Source organism: Paramuribaculum intestinale (assembly GCF_030759015.1).
Classification (GTDB): Bacteria; Bacteroidota; Bacteroidia; order Bacteroidales; family Muribaculaceae; genus Paramuribaculum; species Paramuribaculum intestinale.
Genome location: NZ_CP098825.1, coordinates 1,466,486 through 1,489,050, shown reverse-complemented (window position 1 = coordinate 1,489,050; position 22,565 = coordinate 1,466,486). Strand labels below are relative to the sequence as shown.

Genomic DNA, 22,565 nt, shown 5'->3' with positions numbered 1-22,565 from the left:
GAAAACCATTTATCACCAGTCATATCACATGAGCGACGAATACAACGACGACGAAGAAGAAATATACGGAGTCAGTGCCGACGACGAAGAGGATAACGGCGAAGCCACCGAAGGCGGTTTCGAATCCATGTTGGTCGATCTGAGCGATGACGTGGTGCGCCATCAATTGCGCGGCATGTTCCAGAGCTGGTATCTTGACTATGCTTCGTATGCCATTCTCGACCGTGCGATACCTCATATCGACGACGGTCTGAAACCGGTGCAGAGGCGTATTCTGCATACCATGAAAAAGCTCGACGACGAGCACTTCATCAAGGTTGCAAATATCGTAGGTGCCACCATGGCATTCCATCCCCATGGCGACCGTTCGATCTACGGCGCCCTGGTGCAGCTCGGTCAGAAGCAGTTGCTTGTGGATACGCAGGGCAACTGGGGCAATACGCTGACAGGAGCGTCGGCGGCTGCCGGCCGTTATATAGAGGCACGTCTGTCGCCGTTTGCGGTGGAAGTGCTGTATAATCCCAAGGTGACAGAATGGGTGCCCAGCTACGACGGGCGCGACAAGGAGCCGGTCACACTACCGGCCAAGTTTCCGCTTCTGTTGTCGCAGGGCGTGGGCGGTATCGCCGTGGGACTGTCGTCGCTGATCATGCCCCATAATTTCAACGAAATTCTTGATGCTGCCGTCGCGTATCTGAAAAACGAGCCGTTCACTCTCTATCCCGACTTCCCGACCGGAGGATTTATCGACGTGTCGCGCTACAATGACGGCGCTCGCGGCGGTAGAATCAAGGTCAGAGCCAAGATTGAAAAAATCGACAGCAAGACCCTCGCAATAACCGAAATACCATTCGGACTGACCACTGAGACCCTCATCGAAACCATAATAAAGGCCAACGACAAGGGCAAGATCAAGATTAGACGCGTCGACGACAATACTTCACGCACGGCAAGGATCATTATCAGCCTGCAGCCCGGAACCTCGAGCGACAAAGCTATCGATGCCCTGTATGCGTTTACTTCCTGTGAGTTGCAGCTGTCGCCCAACTGCTGTGTGATCCACGACAACAAGCCACGTTTCCTTGGAGTAAGCGATGTGTTGCGCCATAATGTCGACCATACCCGCGAGATATTCAAGGCCGAACTGCTTATCAAGCTTGGAGAGGTCATGGAGCAGTTGCTCTTTGCAACCCTTGAGAAGATATTCATAGAAGAGCGCATCTATAAGGATCGCGAATTTGAGGAAAGCCGGTCGAAGAACGAGGCTATCAGGCATATAGAAAGGCGTCTGGAGCCATGGAAGGAGAAACTTCTCCGTCAGGTTACCGACGACGATCTGCTCCGGCTGCTTGAAATAAAGATGAGCCGCATACTGCGTTTTAGTTCTGAGTCGGCCGATGAGGCTATTGCAGCATTCAACCAGAGGATCGAAGAGCTGCAGGGCGATCTTGATTCTCTGACCGAATATACCATACGTTGGTTTGAGCATCTTAAGGAGAAATACGGAGCCGCATATCCGAGGCAGACAGTCATAAGAAATTTTGACAGCATCGAGGCCGCCAACGTGGCCGAAGCGACCGAAAAACTCTATATCGACCGCGACGAGGGATTTATAGGCACGGCGCTGAAAATAGATCCTGAAAAGCGCGAGAAGGCATTCCTGTTCAACTGTTCTAGCATTGACGACGTCATACTGTTCTATCGCGACGGCAAATATAAGGTGATACGCGTTCAGGAAAAAGTGTCGGTAGGCAAGGGTATCATACATGTGGGCCTGTTCAAGCGCAACGATGTGCGCACGGTCTACAACGTCATATATCAGGACGGCAAGGGTGGCACATACTACATGAAACGCTTCTCGGTCACCGGCATGACACGCGACAGGGTGTATGATCTCACGCAAGGGAAATCCGGCTCAAAGGTGGTATGGTTCACGGCCAATTCCAACGGTGAGGCCGAATCGGTCAAAGTGGTTCTTAAGCCGAAGGCGCGGTTGAAGACATTGCAGTTCGACGTGGATTTCGCCGATCTTGCCATAAAGGGACGCGGAGCCATGGGCAACATTGTCACCAAGAACGAAGTGCATCACTTCACTCTCAACCGTAAAGGTCAGTCGACGCTCGGAGGCCGTCAGGTGTGGTTTGACCACGACGTGCTCCGCATCAACTATGACGGTCGTGGAGAGTATCTCGGAGAATTCGGACCCAATGATCTTGTGCTGGTGGTTCTCAACAATGGCGAGTACTACACCACATCGTTTGATGCGTCCAATCACTATGATGACGATATCATGTTTATCGAGCGGTTCCGTCCTGAAGTTGTATGGACGGCGATACTGCGCGATGCCTCGCAGGGCAACTATCCTTATGTGAAGCGTTTCAAGTTCGAGCCTTCGACACGTCGTCAGCGCTATCTCGGCGACAACGAGCGGTCGACTCTGATAGCGTTGAGCGACAAGGATGGAGCACGGTTCACCGTGACGTTTGCCGGAGTCGATGAGATCCGTATGCCTATGACTCTCGATGCAGAGGAGTTTGTGGCCGTGAAGTCGCTTCGTGCCAAGGGCAAGCGCCTGACCACCTATGAGGTGGCATCTATTACCGAAATAAAGCCGCGCGAAAAGACCGAACCGGAGAATATGGCCGAAATGCAGTCGGATGACGATGACGGCTTGGGAAATGAAAATGAACCGAACGCACAGTCCGACGACGAAGTGCGCGATGAGCTGACGGGGCAGCAGCGCATATTCTGATGGACTGTCTTCGTCATAGAATAGTGGCTTTTGCCGCAGCGCTGTCGGTCACCGTCATGTCGTCAGCTTCAGAGCCTGAAACAGAAATACTGCGGCCGGTGACAGCAGCCTATACTGTGGAAGCCGGGTCGGCGCATATCGCCGACACATATCTGTCACCTATACGGTATTCCGGATGGAGTGTCGGATTTGGATACGGACGCATGCAGGCCATGAAATTCTCACCCGAGCGGTGGGTGATGGCTCTTGATGCCCGGATCGATGCGAAGCGGAGCCTCAATCGCGTAGGTAATGCCACCATGTGGTATTGGGGAGTTGAGGCCCGGTGGGCCATGATGCGGCGCGTGCGGCCGCTTTCAGGGCTTACCATAGGTTTCGGCATTGGGCCGGGATTTAAGGCCGGATGCCTGTATTCGCAGCGCAACGGCAATAATCCGGCGTCGGCCAAGGTGGCTCTCACAGTCGATCTGACAGCTTATGCCGCATGGAACACTCGCCTCGGACGTCTGCCGGTGACTGTCTGCTACAGGCCTTCGGTGCCGCTTACGGGCGTGTTCTTTTCACCTGACTATGGCGAACTTTATTATGAAATATATCTCGGCAATCATTCCGGTCTGGCGCGTATGGCATGGTGGGGCAACTATTTTGCGCTTGATCACCGTCTGACTGCCGATCTTCACTTCGGCAACACATCGCTGCGTATCGGTTATTCCGGACAGTTGCTCTCCACAAAAGCCAGCGATATCACTTCACGCATGCTGCGCCATTGCGCGGTCATAGGAGTTTCAGGCGAATGGCTGTCGGTAAGCCCCAGCAAAAAGATTCCACCCAAGGCACGTATGATCCATGCTCTATATGAATAAAATACAATCATTGGCGGCCGTAGCTGCATTATGTGTGCTGGCGTTTTTTTCAGGCTGTCACGAGTTGCCCGACTACGATAATACACCTCAAGGCAATTTCGAGGCATTATGGACTATTGTCGACGAGCATTACTGCTTCTTTGCCGATAAAAACATTGACTGGGACGAGGTCGGCGATGTATATAGAGCGCAGGTGCGCACCAATATGTCATCGAAGTCATTGTTTGCGGTAATGTCGGCCATGCTCGACGAGCTGCGCGACGGTCATGTCAATCTGTCGGCTCCGTTTGCTACGTCGTATTATCGCAAATGGTGGAGCGATTACCCTCATAATTTCGATGCGCGGATCATACAGCAGAATTATTTCGCTTTCGGCTATACTTCGCTCGGTGTTGCCGATTATGGCGTGTTGCTGTCAAATGTCGGCTATCTGAGGTGGCCGACTTTTGACTCCGGACTCGGAGCGGGCAATATCGATTATATCCTCGCGTCGTTCTCAATGACAAGCGGACTTATCATCGACATACGTGACAACGGTGGCGGTATGGTGTCGAATGCCAACGATCTTGCTTCGCATTTCGTCAACCAGCCGTTTACCGGCGGATATATCTATCATAAGACCGGTCCGGGACACAACGATTTCTCCACTCCCTATGCCGTGACAATCAAGCCTGTGGGCGACGGCCATATCGTGTGGACTAAGCCGGTGGTAATACTCACCAACCGTGGTACCTTCTCGGCCGCCAATTATTTCACCGCAGTCATGAAGCAGCTGCCAAACGTGACGGTGGCCGGGGCTGTCACAGGTGGTGGATGCGGTATGCCTGTCAGCTATGAGCTTCCCAATGGCTGGGGGATACGCCTGTCGGCGTCGCCTCTTGTCGATGCCACGGGGCGTTCCACAGAGGCCGGGGTAGAGCCTACGCCGGGATGTGAGGTCGATATGGATCCGCAGGATGCTTTCGACGGCCGTGACACTATGCTCGATTTCGCTATCGACTATATAGTGGCCTTGTCCTCACGATAGACGGCGCTCCCACCATCGCAGCAGTTCGCCGATCCATAACACTGACGATGTCGACAGTATGATTATCACCCAGTCGGAAATGTGGAGCGGAACCACATTGAACAGTTCGTCGCCGACATTGACAATCATCACCTGTCCTATCAGTATCATGACCGCTATCGCCACAAAACCTTCGCAATCCTTGAAGTGAAAGGCCGAGCGTCCGGTTTCGAATGCGCGTGCATTGAACATGTTCCAGAATTGAAGGAATACAAATGTGGTGAAAAACACTGACAGTTCGTATGCCGACAGGCCGGTGTCATTATGTATCGGAAGATGCCCGATCTGTGTCAGCGATGTCAGATCCGTGTGCTTGAGATAATATAGGAAAGCGAGAAGTACGGCGAAAAACAGTCCCCCCGTACCGATTATAAACCGGCGCATGGGACGTGTGATTATGAATTCGCGTCGGTCGCGCGGGGCGTCGTGCATTACCGATGGCGTGGGAGGCAGCGACGCCAATGCCATGGCGGCAAACGTATCCATGATCAGGTTTACCCACAGCATCTGGGTGACGGTGAGTGGCGACTGCATTCCCATGAACGCTCCGCATAGCACTATGAGGCATGCCACTATATTGACTGTCATCTGAAAAAGGATGAAGCGCTGTATGTTGCGGTAGAGCGAGCGTCCCCACATGACGGCCTTCCCGATTGATGAGAACGAATTGTCGATGATCGTTATGTCGGAAGCCTCTTTAGCCACCGATGTCCCGTCGCCCATCGACAGGCCTACCTGTGCGGCTTTCAGAGCCGGTGCGTCGTTGGTCCCGTCGCCGGTCACAGCCACTACCTCTCCCTTGCTCTGCAGGGCTTCGACAAGGCGTTTCTTGTCCATCGGACGTGCGCGTGCTATGATTTTGAGTCCCTCCACACGTTGCAGCAGCTGCTCGTCGTCAAGAGCTTCGAACTCCTGACCGGTGATGATTGCCTCGGCGCTGTCTGTGTCTGTCCAGATGCCTATCTGGCGGCCGATTTCCCGAGCTGTAGCCGGCGTGTCGCCGGTGACGATTTTCACATTGATACCCGCATCGTTCACATCCTTGACAGCATCAGCCACATCAGGTCTGATTGGATCGGATATGGATGCGATCCCCATGAATGTAAGTCCATTTGCGACGATTTTACCGTCTTTCACGGGGTCTTCGCCGTCATCAAGCGGTTTGCAGGCAAATCCGAGTGTGCGCATGCCCTGGTTTTGGAATTCAAGCAGCTCTCTGTCGATCTCTGCGCGCGATGTGCCACAAGCGTCATCCGACATGCCGAACACGATCTCCGGTGCCCCTTTGACATACAGCATCCGACGCCCGGAGGCATTGCTGACGGCAGTGGCCATATATTTGCGTTCGGTGGTAAACGGCAGCTCGTCGATCGTTGTCAGACTGTCGCGGATCTTCCGGTAGTCGGCTCCCTGATCACGAAGCCAAAGTAGCAGGGCGCCCTCGGTAGGATTGCCTATCACCGACGGTTTCTCGCCGCTCAGATCAAGCTCGGCGGTCGAGTTGGCCGCAATGCCTTCAACAAGCAGATCATGCGGTATCGTATCGGATATTTTCATCGCTGACACTCGCATCTGGTTCTGGGTGAGCGTACCGGTCTTATCGGTGCAGATGACAGTGGTGGCGCCCATCGTTTCGCATGCGTGTAGCTTGCGCACGAGGTTGTTGGTCTTCAGCATCCGTCGCATAGAATAGGCCAAAGCGAGAGTGACTGCCATAGGCAGACCTTCAGGCACCGACACCACGACAAGTGTCACTGCGATCATGAATGTCTGCAGCAGATATGCCATAAACGACATCCATTCAAACGGTGTGCTGGTGACGTACATTATCACGCGGCCTATCACTATGGCGACAGCTACGGCGTATGCACAACGGGTGATCAGCCGGCCAAGCTTGTCAAACTGCTCGTCGAGTGGCGTTTTGATATGATCGTCGATTCTCGCAGCCTCGAATACTTTGCCGTTTTCCGTGTGGTCGCCTACGGCCGTGACTCTCATCACTCCGTGTCCTTCCATCACTTTGGTGCCGCGCATCGCGTGGTCCGAAGGGAACGTCGCGTCGGGATCGAAGTCGGCCTCGACGGTGGTCTTGTGAGCCATAGGCTCGCCTGTCAGCGTGGATTCGTCGATGTTGAGGCTCACCGCTTCGAGTAGCTGTCCGTCGGCCGGAATCTCCATCCCTGTAGTGATCACGACTATATCTCCGTAGACTACTTCACGTTTCGTTACCATTGTGGGATTACCCTCGCGGATCACTTGCACCAGCTCATCGTCGTTGACTTTGTTGAGTATGGCGAATTCCTTGTCGGCCTTCTGTTCGAAATAGAAAGCCAGACCGGTGGCAAGCAGTATTGCGGCGAATATTCCCACCGGCTCGAAAAATACCGTGGCTCCTTCGTGAAGACCCCAGTATTCGTAACATGATATACCTACCGACAACACGCCGGCAATCAGGAGTATGATGATCAGCGGATCACGGAATTTTTCGAGAAAAAGCTTCCACGCCGGCCTGCGTGGCGGTGGCGTGATTATGTTTTCACCATATTTCAAACGGTTTTCTTCGACTTGGTGTGCCGTCAGGCCGGTGATATGTTCAGATTGCATAGTCAAGGGGCATATGTGTTAAGTCCACGACATACTCTTACAACGTCATATCGCCTTGGTGAGTTTTGCCGGGAGTGATTCAAAAGTGAAGCACCATGCCGGTTCGTGGCGGCACAGTGCTTGTTGATATATTTTTTTTACGCAGTGATCTGGAGTCTGTTAGCGGGGGAGCACGTTGACTTTGAGCTTGTCGTAGGCGCGATCCGCTTTGGCGCGAGCCTCCTCAAGGGTGTCAGCTGTGGCAAGGATTACTCCCATTCGGCGATGTCCCTTGATTTCAGGCTTGCCGAATATGCGCATCTGCGTACCCGGCTCTTCGAGCACATGTTCCAGCGAGTCCATCTCGATCTTGTCGGTATCGCCCTCGACCACGACGGCTCTCGATGCCGACGGACCAAAGAAGCGTATTTCAGGCACCGGAAGTCCGAGAAGCGCACGGGCGTGAAGAGCGAATTCGCTCAAATCCTGCGATATCATGGTCACCATCCCTGTGTCATGCGGACGGGGTGATACTTCGCTGAAAATCACGTCGTCGCCTTTTATGAAAAGCTCCACTCCGAAGATGCCGTATCCGCCGAGAGCATCCGTCACTTTGCGGGCTATGTCGCGTGCTTTTTCGATAGCTGTAGCCGACATAGGCTGCGGCTGCCACGAATAGCGGTAGTCACCGTCGATCTGTATGTGTCCTACCGGCTCGCAGAATGTGGTGCCCGAACAGCTTCTGACAGTAAGGAGAGTTATCTCATAGTCGAAATCAACAAATCCTTCCACGATAACACGTCCGGCGCCTGCACGTCCACCCTCCTGGGCTGTCTGCCACGCGTGGTCGATCTCTTCGGGGTTCTTGACAGTGCACTGTCCATGACCCGATGAACTCATGATCGGCTTTACCACACAAGGTATTCCGACAGCTTCCACGGCTGTCTTGAATTCATCGTAGTCCGATGCGAAGCGGTAGTCGGAAGTTCTTATGCCAAGTTCTTCGTCGGCCAGACGTCTGATGCCCTCGCGGTTCATGGTCAGCCATGCAGCTGTAGCCGTAGGAGTGACGTTGAATCCATCGGCTTCGAGTTCTTTTAGCACCGAAGTGGCTATGGCCTCGACTTCAGGTATGATATGGTCGGGTTTCTCAAGCTCTATGATGCGGCGCAACTCGGCTTCGTCGAGCATGTTGAACACGTGGCTGCGGTGAGCCACCTGCATGGCTGGGGCGTTGGCATACTTGTCGCATGCCACTACTTCCACACCATAGCGTTGCAGCTCGAGAGCCACTTCCTTGCCTAACTCGCCGCTGCCGAGAAGCAGAGCCTTGCGACCCACAGGGGTCATTACAGAACCGATTTTTGCCATCTGGATTGTTTGTCTATTATTGTTAAAGGTGGATGAAGAGTTTGTTTCTGCAAAGTTAAGGATTTATAGCTTCAAGAGCAAATCCTGTCACCTGATTGTGTGGTTAGTCTGCAGTTTCGGTCGGGAGCAGTGCGAGGTCAAACACCTGTGCGGCGTCGGAAACATAATGCACTTCGAGCCCATGGAGATATATGTCCGGGATCTCGTCGACATCCTTGCGGTTGGCCTCGGGCAGTATGGCATCAGTGATGCCTGCACGCTTTGCCGCCAGGATCTTCTCTTTGACTCCCCCTATCGGCAGCACTTTGCCGCGCAGGGTAAGCTCTCCTGTCATGGCTACGCGAGGCTTGGGGCGGCGGCCGGTGAGAGCCGACACAATCGACGTGGCCATGGTGATGCCGGCCGAAGGGCCGTCCTTGGGTATGGCTCCCTCCGGCACGTGGATATGCACTGCGCGGTCGGTCAGCGCGTCGGAGGCTATCCCCAGGCTGTCGGCGTGGCTTCTGACATGCTGCAGGGCTATGGAGGCGGATTCCTTCATCACATCGCCGAGTTTGCCCGTGAGGGTCAGTTTCTCGCCTTTTGATGGAGATAGCGATGTTTCCACATAAAGCACGCAGCCTCCTGCGGCGGTCCATGCCAGGCCGGTGATCACGCCTGCATAGTCGTTGCCTTCATAGCGCTCTCTGATATATGGTGCCGCTCCGAGCAGGCCGTTGAGATCCGCGCTGTCGACAGGTTGCGGCCATGACTGTCCGCTCACTTTGCGGAGAACAATCTTGCGGACGATCGCAGCCAGACGTTTCTCAAGCTGGCGCACTCCGCTCTCACCCGTATATGTATCGATGAGTGCTGCAAGGGCATCGTCGGTGAGATTCACATCGCCGGTGTCCACACCGGCTTCGGCTATCAGTCGGGGAAGCAGGTGGCGGCGTGCGATTTCGGTTTTCTCTTCAGGAAGATATCCTGAAATGTCGATGATCTCCATGCGGTCGACAAGAGGAGCCGGAATGCTCGACAGGGTATTGGCTGTGGCTATGAAAAGCGTCTGCGAAAGATCGAAGTCAACATCCACATAATTGTCATGGAAGCGGCAGTTCTGTTCGGGATCGAGCACTTCGAGCAACGCCGACGAAGGATCGCCACGGAAATCTGAACCGATTTTGTCGATCTCGTCGAGCAATATCACCGGATTGCTGGTGCCGCAGCGTCTCAACGCGTCGATGATGCGTCCGGGCATGGCTCCAATGTAAGTGCGCCGGTGTCCGCGTATCTCGGCTTCGTCATGCAGACCGCCGAGAGCCACACGCCGGTATTTGCGCCCGAGAGCAGTGGCTATGGATTGTCCGAGAGAGGTTTTTCCGACTCCGGGAGGACCCACCAGACAGATGATCGGTGCATGACTCGACGGGGCGCTGATCAGCATGGCTATCTGCTCGAGTATGCGCTCTTTCACTTTTTCAAGACCGAAATGGTCGGCGTCGAGCACCTCGTGTGCATGAGCTATGTCGCTGACCGGTGCGTCGTTCTTGCCCCATGGCAGGTCGGTGAGAAGTTCGAGATATGACAGCTGCACGGAGTAGTCGGGACTCTGTGGCGCGTAGCGCGAAAGTTTCGACAGCTCGCGTTCGAAAATCTTCACTACCGGCTCGGGCATGTCAAGTTCGGCCGCTTTTTTGCGGAGATTGGCGGCGTCGGCGTCAGGTCCTTCATCGCCATACAGCTCCTCGCGTATCGACTCAAGCTGCTGCTGCAGGAACACGTTGCGCTGCTGTTCCGAGATCTTCTGCCGGGTGCGGTCGTGGATGCTTTGTGCTATGTCAAGCATCTGTTCGCTGCGTGCCATATTGGTAAGCAGACGATAGGCGCGCTCCTTGATGCGCGGAGTGGCCAGTATTTCGGTCTTGGCGCTGATCGGGAGCGGCATATGTGTGGCAATGAGATTGATCAGCAGGGTCGGATCGGATATGTCGACAATGTTCAGAACCATCTCCGGCGGAGCTTCAGTGGTCTTCTTGACTATCTTGACAGCCGTATCTTTTACGGTGCTGACGAGCGCCACCATCTCCTTGTCGGTCATGCGCGCCTTGGTCTCCTTGATGGGCTTTACGGTGGCCTCCAGTGCACCATGTATGGTTTCCATGCTTCTCACGTCGAGTATCTTGAACTTGCCGTGGGCGCGCACTATGGCAGTGGTCTTGTCGTCGGGGATTTCAAGCACTTTCACGACCTCTGCTATTACTCCATAGTCGCAGAGCTGGTCGGTGGGAAACTCCACTTCAGGATCAGTCTGCGCCACAACTCCTATATAGATGTGGCGGTCTGCTGCCATTTTGGCCAGTTCGCGGGAAAATTCGCGGCCGAGGCTAATGGGGATTGTCACTCCCGGAAACAATACAAGGTCGCGGGTGGTGAGCAGTGGCAGATGGTTGAAGTCGGGTTCGGCCATTGAAGAGGTCATGTCAACCTCTATCTGGCCTACGGTCACTATTTCTTTATTCATTCGTTATGATCTCGTAGTGGATATCGGTGTAGGATGTCGTTTACACAATTTATGTGCAAAGATAATGCCAAATTCTGTTTTGTCAGTTATCCCGGGCGTGTCAAGGCACTGTTTTTTCAAAATATGTTGTAAAACATACGCGCGATGTGACCTCGTTACGTGGATAATTCATATATTGCACTCCGAAAATCTGGTGCATAGAGATGCCCTGAAATGAAAAACTAACAAACACCTCTAATAACATGAAGGTTTATCAGACCAACGAAATCAAAAACATCGCCCTTCTCGGTAGCAAGGGCTCGGGTAAAACCACACTCGCAGAGTCGATGCTCTACGAGTGTGGAGTGATAAAACGCCGCGGTACGGTCGAAGCCAGCAATACCGTATGCGACTATTTCCCGGTCGAAAAGGAGTATGGCTACTCCGTGTTTTCAAGCATCTTCTATGCCGAATTCCTTGGCAAGAAACTGAATGTAATAGACTGTCCGGGTGCCGATGACTTTGTAGGCAATGCTATCACGGCTCTCAATGTCACCGATACCGGTCTGATACTCATCGATGCCCAGTATGGAGTGGAAGTGGGTACTCAGAATATCTTCCGCACTTGTGCCAAGCTCAACAAACCGGTGATCTTCGCGCTCAATCAGCTCGACGGCGAAAAAGCCGAATATGACACGGTCATCGAGCAGATGCGCGACATCTTCGGCAAAAAAGTGGTGCCCATACAATATCCCCTGAGTGTCGGCCCGGGCTTCAACGCCATGATCGACGTCCTGCTTATGAAAAAATATTCCTGGGGACCCGACGGGGGCGTGCCTGTCATAGAGGAGATACCGGCCGAGGAGCGTGAGCGGGCTCAGGAACTGCACCGTCAACTTGTCGAGGCTGCAGCCGAAAACGATGAGACGCTGATGGAGAAATTCTTCGAAGAGGAACATCTTACCGAAGACGAAATGCGTCTTGGCATCCGGAAAGGGCTGGTCGATCGTTCGATCTTCCCGGTGTTCTGCGTGAGCGCGCTGAAGGATATGGGCGTGCGCCGCATGATGGAATTCCTCGGCAATGTGGTGCCGTTCGTGGAGGATATGCCTGCACCGGTCGACTCTGCCGGCGAAGAAGTGAAGCCTCTCAGCGACGGCCCGCTCAGCCTGTATATGTTCAAGACCACAGTAGAGCCGCATATAGGTGAAGTAAGCTACTTCAAGGTGATGTCGGGAACGCTGACACCCGGTGTGGATCTCGACAACGTAAATCGTGGCAGCAAGGAGCGTATAGCACAGATATATTGCGTGTGCGGCCAGATCAAGACACAGGTCGACCAACTGTGTGCCGGCGATATCGGGGCCACAGTCAAGCTGAAAGACGCGCGCACCGGCAATACGCTCGACGCCAAGGGGTGCGACTATGTGTTTGACTTCATCAAATATCCGGCTCCGAAATATCAGCGAGCAATCAGGCCGGTCAATGAGGCCGATGCCGAAAAGCTCAGCGTCATACTCACGCGTATGCACGAGGAGGATCCCACATGGGAAGTGGAGATGTCAAAGGAACTCAAGCAGACTATTCTCTCCGGACAGGGCGAATTCCATCTGCGCACACTCAAATGGCGTGTGGAAAACAACGATAAGCTTCCGATCGTTTTCGAGGAGCCGCGCATCCCTTATCGCGAAACGATAACCAAGGCCGCACGTGCCGACTACCGCCACAAGAAGCAGTCGGGTGGCGCGGGGCAGTTCGGTGAAGTGCATCTGGTCATAGAGCCTTACACCGAGGGAATGCCGGCGCCGACATCATACAAGTTCGGCAATCAGGAATATGTGATGAAGGTACGCGACACCCAGGAAATACCCCTCGAATGGGGCGGCAAGCTTGTGGTGTGCGACTGTATCGTTGGAGGCGCTATCGACTCGCGTTTTATCCCGGCCATTGTGAAGGGTCTGATGGATCGCATGGAGCAGGGACCGCTTACCGGATCTTATGCCCGCGACGTCAGAGTATGCATTTACGACGGCAAGATGCATCCGGTGGATTCCAATGAGATCTCTTTCAGGCTCGCCGGCCGAAACGCTTTCAGCGAGGCGTTCCGCAATGCGAGCCCGAAGATTCTTGAGCCGGTGTGCGATGTCGACGTGATGGTTCCGGCCGACGTGATGGGCGACGTGATGAGCGACCTTCAGGGACGGCGAGCCATGATAATGGGCATGTCGAGCGAGAACGGATTTGAGAAGATCTCGGCCAAGGTGCCTCTCAAAGAGATGTCGAGCTACTCGACGGCTTTGAGCTCGATCACCGGCGGACGCTCGTCGTTCAGCATGAAATTCGCTTCCTATGAGCTCGTCCCGTCTGATGTTCAGGAAAGATTGCTCAAGGATTATGCCGAAAAGCACTCCGAAGAGTAACCCCGGATAAGGATCAATGTGGCTTCAGCCACGTGTGATCCATCCGTAGGCGAAAACACAAATACAGCCCGCAGGCAATTGAGTCTGCGGGCTGTATTATTGCTATGAATCCTGTTGCGTCAGATCTGCTGCTCCTGTTCGAGATACACCTTCACTTCCGGATCGAATTCAATGGCGTCGAGTCCTTCAGCCTCGTCGATATCGATCACATAGATATAGTTGGTGTCATTGCGCCAGTGGGTCAGATCAGCTGCTGTGTTCGAAAGGGGGTAATAAAGCAGTCCGGTGACGCTGCCGTCGGCTGCGGTCAGCTTCTGCTGCGCCGGGGTGTTGGCATTGGGCCACAGCACATCGCCGGTGGCGGTAGACCTGATCACACACTCTACCTTTATCAGGCTTCCACTATATGTCCCGCCCGTAGAAGTCAGTTCCGCGAGATCCTGCGGCAGCATATATCCGTCATTGGAATTGGATGCGAGTGTAGCGGTAGTACTAAGTGACAGTCCGGTCGCATCCTGATAAAGAGTATAGTCGACAGGGGTCGATGCGTTGTTCCATGTTCCGGCTGAGGTGCCGTTCTCGCTTGTTGTCGACTGCGGGAAGGTGAATTCGGCCTTGCTCATGATATTCTGTAATGTCACATTCTTGACATTCACATCAAGATTGGTGTTGGATGAGAGCAATTTCGTCTGCACTCTGGCCAAAGCATGATGGAAGTAGAGTTTTACGGCTGAAGAACCTTTTGTCTGGTTCATTGTCACGGCATAGATCAGATCCTGGGTGCCGTCGTTGGTAAGCGACACGGATTGCAACGAGGTCTGTATGCCGGTCAGCCACTCTCCGGGAGCGTAGGCATAGAAGTTTACGGAATTCTGTGGCCAGTGGGCTACAGGGGAGTAGGTCCATACATTGGAGGAGTTCTTGACCACCTCCACATTTTCCATATATAGTTTGCCATCTGTAAAGGCATATACATGGAAGTCCGAGAGCGTATTCGTCGTGATCGGTTCAGAACGTGATTCGTTGTGTGCTACCGGTGCGAACCTGATGGCATCCTGATCCATTATGTTGTCCGATTCATCGTCGTTGCTGCAGGCAGTAGTGGCGACGAGGGCTGCGATAGCTATAGCCGAAGGCTTGAGCAGTGATAAAATGTGTTTCATAGTTATGGTTGTTTATGATTATACATATATTTCAATGTCGATCCAGTCGCCGACTGTCACGTCGAGACCCTCGCCCGGGATCGGCGGCTCTTCTCCGGTATCAGGTAATGTGATGTCGTCTATGATTATATTCACATTCATTGGATCTGGAGCATTGACTATCTGTTCGGTCACGTCTGTCGTGACCTCATGTATTGAGCCGTCCGACATCCTGAAGCGTATCACCAGAAAATTGTGCGTCGGGTCATCATGTTTTTTTCCGAAAGTCAGCAGATCGCCCGTAAGCGAATTGTCGCTGTCGGCTTTCAGTGTTAAACTCTCGGTTATATCGGTGTCTGACAGAGTGTGCTCTCCGACATTGACAGTCGCGCTAAGGCCGCTCAGAGCCGATTGTACGGCTTTTGCCGATTTGAGGTTTTCGACCGACCGCACCTCCACATGATAGCGTGCGCAGATCTCTTCAGGATGACACCAGATGCGTCGTGAATCGGTTATATAGCCGTATGTGGCGCCCTCGACACTGATGTTGACCGATCCTATGGTAGTGGCCCATAACATTCCCGGAGGTGTCACCAGCGCTTCTTCGCCATCAGCGGTTTTCCAGGTGTGATCCTCTTTGGCCACACTCGCTGTGTAGTCAGCGAATGAATCCTCATGCGTGAAAGCCACGTTTTTTGCATCGTTGTTGACGGTCAACATCTTGTAATTGCCTACCGGGAGGCTCACTTTGCCGCCGGCCGGCGACGCTATGTCGAAACGGTAATCCGAGCCGTTTGCGTCGGTCGAGAAAAACCATACGGTCATGCCTTCAGGCCGCTGCTCTTCTGACCATAAAAAGTTGACGTCGAGCTGCTGTGGCGGACATTCGCCGTCATATATAAGGTCGCTGCACGAGGTCATAGCCGCGGCTGCCATCAGGTATAATGCAGGTATTTTAGTATATAGCCTCATCGTGATTAAGTATCGACGTTTTTCACATCTTTACGATATAACACCGGCTGCGCCTGCAATGTTTCGTCTAATTATTCGCCGAGATGAGCCGATGGTTTGATTTTAATTGCTAACTTTGCAAGTGGAAATGACAATATTTCCGCAGTCAGAAATCCAATATTATTAAAAAACAGATAATGAGAAAGAAAATCGTAGCAGGCAACTGGAAAATGAACACCACCCTGCAGGAAGGTGTAGGCCTGGCAAAAGATGTCAACGAAGCTCTCAAGCACGCCGAAGTGGAGTGCGATGTAGTGATCTGTGTGCCTTTCACCCATCTGGCTCCTGTCAATGAAGTGATCGACTCCAAGCTCGGACTCGGTGCAGAAAACTGCGCTGACCACAAGAGCGGGGCTTACACCGGTGAGGTGAGCGCGTCGATGGTAGCCTCTACCGGAGCTACCTACGTGATTCTCGGCCACTCGGAGCGTCGCCAGTATTATGGTGAAACCGCCGAAACCCTCAAGGAAAAGGTGGCTCTTGCGCTCGACAACAATCTCACTCCGATATTCTGCATCGGCGAAGTGCTCGAGCAGCGTGAAAACGGCTCTTATCTCGACGTCGTAAAGTCGCAGATAGAGGACGCTCTCTTCGGCCTGTCGGCCGCCGAATTCTCGAAGCTCGTGCTTGCCTACGAACCCGTATGGGCTATCGGAACCGGCAAGACTGCCACCGACGATCAAGCGCAGGAGATGCACGCTCATATCCGCAGCGTCATTGCCGGTAAATATGGCAAGGAGATCGCCGATAACACTTCGATACTTTATGGCGGCTCATGCAAGCCCTCGAATGCACGCGCACTCTTCGCTAAGCCCGACGTTGACGGTGGACTTATCGGAGGAGCATCGCTCGACGCCGAGTCGTTCATGGGCATTGTCACCGCTTTCTGATCTGAGGCGGTAAGCAACGGAAAAGCTTAAATGGCGCTGTGTCAGAATATGGATTTTGACACAGCGTCTTGATTTTTATGTAGATATCGTATGGCGTTGCCATAGTTGTCACTGCACGTTTCCTTGTTTTGTTGCAAGCCGTTTCACTGTATTTTAAGTCCACGGTTTATAAAATCGCTTACGACAGACGGCTTGATTTATGAAAAAGTAGTAACTTTGCGGCATGAAAACAACCGCATCCACCTCTCTGCGCGCTTTTGCCATGTCAACGCTTGTCGCGGCTTCGACCTTCGTCATGCGCGCGCAGAACAACGCTGATATCGTCGACCATATTACAGCCGACGGTGTCAACACCATAGTTCAGCCCGAGGCTCTGCGCAAGCTGATAGCCCGGCAGCAGACTGAATCCGCCGACAGTAATAAGGCTGCCGCCGACGAAGCAGTGGAAACTACCGAACACTCCGCTGCGACCCGCACCAAGACTGCCGGATTCCGTGTGCAGGTGTTTTCCGACAATAATCAGCGCACGGCCAAAAACGAAGCCCGTACAAAGGCTCGCATCATAGGCGAACGCTTTCCTGAATTGCGTACATATGTCACATACACATCACCCTACTGGCGTCTGAAAGTAGGAGATTTCCGCACCCAGCGCGATGCTCAGGCTGCCGCCGACGATATAAGGCAGGCGTTTCCCTCTTATGGCAAAGAGATACGTGTGGTGCGCGATCGTGTGAACCTTTGACAAGGTAATGGAACAAGACAACATGCTCAATCAATCACCACGTCTTGACGACGATGAGGCCATAGCACGCCTCGCCGAGTGTTATCGTCAGATAATCGAGATAATAGGAGAAGATCCATCGCGTGAAGGACTGCTGCGCACCCCCGCAAGAGCCGCCAAAGCTCTATGGTATGCCACCGGCGGATATCGGCGCTCACTGCAGCAGACCGTGGGCGACGCCGTCTTTGAATGTCAGCAGCGCGAGATGGTGATAGTGCGCGACATCGAGTATCATTCGTTGTGCGAACATCACATACTGCCGTTTTACGGACATGTATCGGTGGGCTATCTTCCCAAAGGCAAGATATTGGGATTGAGTAAGCTGGCACGCATTGTAGATCTTTATGCACGTCGGCTTCAGGTTCAGGAGCGTCTCACTGATGAAATCTGCAAGGCTGTGGCTCGTGTGCTCCCTACCGATGGAGTTATGGTGAGCATCACCGGCGAACACTTATGCATGAAGATGAGAGGCGTCGAGAAGCAGGACTCTGCTACTGTCACTGTCGCCACATCCGGCCGTTTTGCCGACGATCCCGCACTTCGCGCCGAGTTCATGGCTTCTATCCGCTGACATTTTTTTGAGACTCGTTTTTGCAGACGGCATGTTTGTTTACGCCCCCTTTCGCGCGATAATGATTGATCTGTGCCACTTCAGGCATCGCATCTGATCAATCGGGTCTTGTACATTCACATCTGATCAGTTATTACGTATTCACATCTGATCAACCATTATGTGCATATCTGATCGTCATGCTAAATGCGTCAGATTTGTTATCGGCCTGAAGGCGGCTGATATAAAACAAAAAAACTGGAAATCATTGAAGTAATCAATTGATTTCCAGTTTTTTTGTTTTGAGCCGCGAGTGGGACTCGAACCCACGACCTTTTCGTTACGAATGAAATGCTCTACCAACTGAGCTATTGCGGCTTGTCGACTGCCTTGACTGCCTTCAGCAGTGTGCAGCGTTTCAACGGTGCAAAGTTAGCAATTCTATTTATTACAGACAAAAATTATACGGTTAATTTTCTCTACGGCGATTTAATGCTTTGATTACAAGGGCTGTGAATTCATGGTTTTTCAATCCCCAGCGTGGCGTGATGAGCAGTTCGTCGGGCGACTGCGATACAAACCGGTCGATGGCTATGTCGGGGCGCAACCGTTCGACTATGCTTGCGCATAGTTCGGCATATTGTCGCGCTGTCCAGCTGACTATGTCGGCAGTGCCATCCTGCCACATTCGGGCGAGGGGAGTGCCGCGCACTACTTGCAGCTGATGAAATTTAACTACGTCGACCGGAAGCTTGTTGATGGCTTCGACCGTCTGCATGATCATATCCTCGTTTTCACCCGGAAGCCCGTTGATGAGGTGGATTCCGGTGAATATGCCGGCTTGGTGGGTCTTTTCCACAGCCTCTACCACATCCTGCCATGTATGGCAGCGGTTGATGCGTTGCAGTGTGATGTCGTGTGATGTCTCGGCTCCGAATTCGATCATGACAAACTTCTCTTGTGCAAGATGCGACAGCCATTCGAGCAGATCTGTGTTGAGGCAGTCGGGACGTGTGCCTATGACAAGGCCGTCAACGCCTTCGGCCGCAAGAGCCTCGCTGTATAGCGCTATCAGTTCCGAAGAGTCGGCATACGTCCCGGTGAATGACTGGAAGTAGGCCAGATAACGCATCGAGGGGTATTTGCGTGAAAAGAACCGTTTTCCGGTATCTATCTGTTCCGATACGCTCATGGTGCTCCGGCAATACGATGGGGTGAAAGAGCGGTTGCTGCAGTAGATACATCCGTCGCGTCCGAGCGTACCGTCGCGGTTGGGGCATGTGAGGCCGCCGTCGATGGTCAGTTTCTGCATCTTGCAGGCGAAGTGTCCGGCCAGAAAGTCGGCGAAGTCGCGATAGGGATGCCGGTTCATATCCTGCTGCAGCGGTTGGCGAGCAATGTGTCGAATATCACCATGGATGCCATGGCTTCCACTATAGGTACTGCGCGGGGTAGCACACATGGGTCGTGGCGGCCGCGTGCCTTGAGCGTTACCGGCAGTCCGCGGTCATCGACAGTGGGTATTTCGGTGAGCAGCGTCGCCACCGGTTTGAAAGCCACACGGAAATATATGTCCATGCCGTTGGAGATGCCTCCCTGTATGCCTCCTGAGTTGTTGGTGAGGGTATGGATTGCCCCGTCGTCCTTACGGGTGGTGAACAGGTCGGCAGCCTGACTTCCACGCATGCCTGCGCAATCAAACCCCATGCCATAGTCAAATCCTTTGGCGGCATTGATGCCGAGCATAGCCGAGGCAAGGCGAGCCTGAAGTTTGCCGAACACCGGGTCGCCGAGTCCGGCCGGGCATCCCTTTATCACACAGCTTACGATGCCACCGATCGTGTCGCCCTCGTTTCTTATCGTCCTTACAAGCTCTGTCATCGCCGCGGCTTTCTCCGGGTCCGGACAGCGCACCGCGTTGGTCTCGGTCAGCGACAGATCAAGCTCGGAATATGGACGGTCGATGGCAATATCGCCGATCCGCGACGTGTAGGCGCTGATTGTGATTCCGGCAGGAGCGAGAGCCTGCCGGGCGAGTGAACCGGCTACGACACGCGCTATCGTTTCGCGTGCCGACGATCGTCCGCCTCCGCGATGGTCGCGGAGGCCGTATTTTGCAGTGTATGTGTAGTCGGCATGGGAGGGCCGGAAAAGATGGCGCATATTGTCGTAGTCCGATGAGTGCTGATCGGAGTTCTCGACGATAAAACCGATGGATGTGCCGGTGGTGACCCCCTCGAAAATGCCCGACAGCAGCTTCACCCGATCAGCCTCTTTGCGTGGGGTTGTGATGTCGGATTGTCCGGGACGACGTCGGTCGAGCTGACGTTGCAGTTCGTCGGTATCGATCGCTACTCCTGCCGGCATTCCGTCGATTACGCCTCCAATTGCAGGTCCGTGGCTCTCGCCGAAACTTGTCAGCCGGTATATGTTTCCAATGCTGTTGTTCATAGCTGTTAGGTTTCTTCGTCGTTTGATTTGATCACATCTGCCGTAATGCCGTGTGTGAAAGCTATCAGATCGGCCGGGGCGATCTCGAATTGCAGGCCGCGCTGTCCGGCGCTGACATAGATGGCGCTATGGTCGAGCGCTGTCGTATGGAAGATGGTCGGAAAGGCTTTTTTCATACCTATGGGAGAGCATCCTCCTCGGATATATCCGGTGAGGGGCAGCAGATCTTTCATGTGTATGAGCTCTGCTTTTTTGTCGGCTATGGCTTTGGCTGCTTTCTTGAGATCGATTTCCGCATCGCCCGGCACCACGCAAACGAAATATCCGGTGCGATCGCCTCGCAGGACGATGGTCTTGAACACCCGGCCTATATCCTCGCCGAGGCTTTCAGCCACGTGGGTGGCCGCGAGGTTGCTCTCGTCAACCTCATACGGTATAAGGCGGTAGGTTATGTGGGCGCGGTCGAGCAGACGTGCCGCATTGGTCTTCTGTATCTTTTCCATCGGATGCAAAGTTAGTGTTTTTCTATCCAACAATTTTCTTCCGCACGTGTTTTTATGGTATCAAACCCCAATATTATATTAAAAACATAAAACAAGACATTATGAAGAAGTTTCTGATCAGTCTGGCTGCCGTATTGGGTATTTCGATGGCGGCTTCGGCACAAAGTCCTGAAATTCAAGTGGGCTATGGCGGATATACTCAGATGGACGCCACCAATATGCACAAAGGCGGTGGCGTCAAGAATGCCTGGGGCGCACTGACCGCCGGTGTGAACTTCAAGGTGGCTCCCAAGCTGTGGGTCGGTCCGTCGTACTCGTTCTCGTCATCGAGTTACAAACATGATGGTCCCAATCTTTACTATCATGTGATCATGCTCAACGCGCGCTATGAATACTGGCGCAACAGTATCGTCACGCTGTACGCTCATCTCGGAGTGGGTGCCGATATAACGCATGTCGGTACGGAAAACGGTGATCATAACGATGGATACTTTGCTTTTCAGGCGTCACCTCTTGGGGCGCAGGTAGGGCTGTCAAGAAATGTCTCGATGTTCGGCGAACTTGGTTTCGGCGCGCAGGGCCTGCTTCAGGTGGGTGTACGTATCGGTCTTTGACGATTGGTATCATGGACGACAGGTTGTCATACGAAGAGAAGCATGAGCTTCCCGACGATGTTTTCGGACTTCCCGAAAGGCGTGAATATCCTATGCCTGATGCTGCGCACGTGAGAGCGGCAGAGGCCTACTTCAGGTATTGTCCTGAAGATCTTAAACCACGTCTGGCCAAGGCTATAATGCATCGTGCCGCCCAATATGGCGTCGATGTCAAAAGTCCGACAATAGAACAGTACGCCTCAATGTGAGGCCAATTCCCAAAATGCCACTGCGCTTGCAGCGGCCACGTTAAGCGAGTCGACGCCGTGATACATGGGTATCTTTACGGTATAGTCGGCTCGCTTTATTGTGTCGTAGTCGAGTCCGTCACCTTCGGTTCCCATCATGATGGCAAGCCGTGGCTCGCGTTTCAGACACTCGTCGGTGATGGTCACTGAATCATGGCGCAGCGCCATTGCCACTGTCTTGAATCCGTGTCGTCGGGATTCTCCGGCGGGGTCGTCGCAGAATGTCCAGGGCAGTAGAAACACAGACCCCATCGACACTCTCACCGCCCGACGGTTGAGCGGGTCGCAGGCTGTGGAAGTCAGCAGTGCGCCGTCAATGCCGAGCGCGGCTGCCGAGCGGAATATCGCGCCTATATTGGTGGTGTCGCTCACACCGTCTATGATCACTATACGCCGTGCATTGCCGCATATTTCATCAACAGTCGGCAGTGTGCGGCGTTTCATCGCGCACAACACTCCCCGTGTAAGCCGGTAGCCGGTGATGGCTGAAAGCACTTCGCGTTCGCCTGTCATTATCCTTACATCGTCATGCATCCGCTTGATGATCTGTGCGGCATCGCCCGACAGGTGTTTTCGCTCGCACAGCAGTGCTACCGGTTCGTATCCGGCATCAAGCGCCACTGATATCACTTTGGGACTTTCGGCGATAAACAGTCCCCACCCGCGTTGGGAGGCGTCGCAAAGCTGAGCTTCCGTCAGTCGGCTGAAGATCTGTGCTTCAGGATGATTTATATCTGTTATCTCAATGATTGTATTCATTTTGTGTAGCGGAGGCGCGATTGTTTTTTTCTGACTGCAA

General features: G+C 53.4%; 18 protein-coding genes and 1 tRNA gene. 9 read left to right on the top strand and 10 right to left on the bottom strand.

Annotation, left to right across the window (positions count from 1 at the left end; all coding sequences use genetic code 11):
- The first annotated feature begins 28 nt into the window (after window positions 1–28).
- The 3 genes from NF347_RS06650 to NF347_RS06640 are packed head-to-tail and all read left to right on the top strand — an operon-like array spanning window position 29 to window position 4,642.
- Window positions 29–2,752 (top strand): DNA gyrase/topoisomerase IV subunit A, encoded by a 2,724-nt coding sequence (locus tag NF347_RS06650; RefSeq protein ID WP_107681494.1) that lies wholly within the window; start codon window positions 29–31, stop codon window positions 2,750–2,752.
- Entirely contained in the window at window positions 2,752–3,615 is an 864-nt protein-coding gene (locus tag NF347_RS06645; RefSeq protein ID WP_107681500.1) for a DUF3316 domain-containing protein, read from the top strand. The genes NF347_RS06650 and NF347_RS06645 overlap by 1 nt, the downstream gene beginning before the upstream one ends.
- Complete coding sequence (locus tag NF347_RS06640) at window positions 3,608–4,642, top strand: S41 family peptidase (RefSeq protein ID WP_161553797.1); 1,035 nt, start codon at window positions 3,608–3,610, stop codon at window positions 4,640–4,642. Before NF347_RS06645 ends, NF347_RS06640 begins: the two co-directional genes overlap by 8 nt.
- Here NF347_RS06640 and NF347_RS06635 read toward each other — a convergent pair.
- The 3 genes from NF347_RS06635 to lon all read right to left on the bottom strand — a co-directional run bounded on the left by NF347_RS06635 (window position 4,634) and on the right by lon (window position 11,138).
- Window positions 4,634–7,285, bottom strand: coding sequence for a calcium-translocating P-type ATPase, PMCA-type (locus tag NF347_RS06635; RefSeq protein ID WP_107681496.1), 2,652 nt, complete (start codon window positions 7,283–7,285; stop codon window positions 4,634–4,636). The genes NF347_RS06640 and NF347_RS06635 overlap by 9 nt on opposite strands.
- Before the next feature lie 159 nt (window positions 7,286–7,444).
- The gene (gene purT / locus NF347_RS06630; protein WP_107681497.1) at window positions 7,445–8,635 is read right to left on the bottom strand and encodes a formate-dependent phosphoribosylglycinamide formyltransferase; all 1,191 of its coding nucleotides are present in this window, start codon (window positions 8,633–8,635) and stop codon (window positions 7,445–7,447) included.
- A 103-nt stretch (window positions 8,636–8,738) separates the two neighbouring features.
- On the bottom strand, window positions 8,739–11,138 hold the full coding sequence (lon, locus tag NF347_RS06625; protein ID WP_107681498.1) for an endopeptidase La: 2,400 nt from the start codon (window positions 11,136–11,138) through the stop codon (window positions 8,739–8,741).
- Window positions 11,139–11,380: 242 nt separating this feature from the next.
- Between lon and NF347_RS06620 the strand changes: the two genes are divergently transcribed.
- On the top strand, window positions 11,381–13,537 hold the full coding sequence (locus NF347_RS06620) for an elongation factor G (protein ID WP_107036310.1): 2,157 nt from the start codon (window positions 11,381–11,383) through the stop codon (window positions 13,535–13,537).
- 119 nt (window positions 13,538–13,656) lie between these two features.
- On the opposite strand, the gene NF347_RS06615 is transcribed toward NF347_RS06620, so the two are convergent.
- On the bottom strand, window positions 13,657–14,700 hold the full coding sequence (locus tag NF347_RS06615) for a fimbrillin family protein (protein WP_107681499.1): 1,044 nt from the start codon (window positions 14,698–14,700) through the stop codon (window positions 13,657–13,659).
- A gap of 18 nt (window positions 14,701–14,718) precedes the next feature.
- Window positions 14,719–15,651 carry a DUF5119 domain-containing protein gene (locus tag NF347_RS06610; protein WP_107036308.1) on the bottom strand — a complete coding sequence of 311 codons (933 nt, stop codon included), beginning with the start codon at window positions 15,649–15,651 and terminating at the stop codon, window positions 14,719–14,721.
- Window positions 15,652–15,827: 176 nt separating this feature from the next.
- Here NF347_RS06610 and tpiA point away from each other — a divergent pair, with 176 nt between their 5' ends.
- The 3 genes from tpiA to folE all read left to right on the top strand — a co-directional run bounded on the left by tpiA (window position 15,828) and on the right by folE (window position 17,932).
- Window positions 15,828–16,580 carry a triose-phosphate isomerase gene (gene tpiA / locus NF347_RS06605; protein WP_107036307.1) on the top strand — a complete coding sequence of 251 codons (753 nt, stop codon included), beginning with the start codon at window positions 15,828–15,830 and terminating at the stop codon, window positions 16,578–16,580.
- Between the two features lie 223 nt (window positions 16,581–16,803).
- A complete protein-coding gene (locus NF347_RS06600) occupies window positions 16,804–17,322 on the top strand; it encodes an SPOR domain-containing protein (protein WP_107036306.1) in 519 nt (172 codons plus the stop codon).
- A 7-nt stretch (window positions 17,323–17,329) separates the two neighbouring features.
- Window positions 17,330–17,932, top strand: a complete 603-nt coding sequence (gene folE / locus NF347_RS06595) for a GTP cyclohydrolase I FolE (RefSeq protein WP_202613085.1) — start codon at window positions 17,330–17,332, stop codon at window positions 17,930–17,932.
- Window positions 17,933–18,216: 284 nt separating this feature from the next.
- Here the strand turns inward: folE and NF347_RS06590 are convergent.
- The 4 genes from NF347_RS06590 to ybaK form a co-directional block, all read right to left on the bottom strand.
- A tRNA-Thr gene (locus NF347_RS06590) sits at window positions 18,217–18,289 on the bottom strand.
- A gap of 91 nt (window positions 18,290–18,380) precedes the next feature.
- Entirely contained in the window at window positions 18,381–19,283 is a 903-nt protein-coding gene (locus tag NF347_RS06585) for a TIGR01212 family radical SAM protein (RefSeq protein ID WP_107036305.1), read from the bottom strand.
- Window positions 19,280–20,362, bottom strand: a complete 1,083-nt coding sequence (gene aroC / locus NF347_RS06580; protein WP_107036304.1) for a chorismate synthase — start codon at window positions 20,360–20,362, stop codon at window positions 19,280–19,282. The genes NF347_RS06585 and aroC overlap by 4 nt, the downstream gene beginning before the upstream one ends.
- Window positions 20,363–20,367: 5 nt before the next feature.
- Entirely contained in the window at window positions 20,368–20,865 is a 498-nt protein-coding gene (gene ybaK, locus NF347_RS06575; RefSeq protein WP_107681774.1) for a Cys-tRNA(Pro) deacylase, read from the bottom strand.
- 101 nt (window positions 20,866–20,966) lie between these two features.
- Between ybaK and NF347_RS06570 the strand changes: the two genes are divergently transcribed.
- Together NF347_RS06570 and NF347_RS06565 are read left to right on the top strand one after the other, a co-directional pair.
- Window positions 20,967–21,479, top strand: a complete 513-nt coding sequence (locus NF347_RS06570) for an outer membrane beta-barrel protein (protein WP_107036302.1) — start codon at window positions 20,967–20,969, stop codon at window positions 21,477–21,479.
- Between the two features lie 11 nt (window positions 21,480–21,490).
- Window positions 21,491–21,727 carry a hypothetical protein gene (locus NF347_RS06565; protein ID WP_107036301.1) on the top strand — a complete coding sequence of 79 codons (237 nt, stop codon included), beginning with the start codon at window positions 21,491–21,493 and terminating at the stop codon, window positions 21,725–21,727.
- On the opposite strand, the gene NF347_RS06560 is transcribed toward NF347_RS06565, so the two are convergent.
- The gene (locus NF347_RS06560; RefSeq protein ID WP_107036300.1) at window positions 21,719–22,525 is read right to left on the bottom strand and encodes a TrmH family RNA methyltransferase; all 807 of its coding nucleotides are present in this window, start codon (window positions 22,523–22,525) and stop codon (window positions 21,719–21,721) included. The two genes, NF347_RS06565 and NF347_RS06560, sit on opposite strands and share 9 nt — an antisense overlap.
- Window positions 22,526–22,565 lie beyond the last annotated feature (40 nt).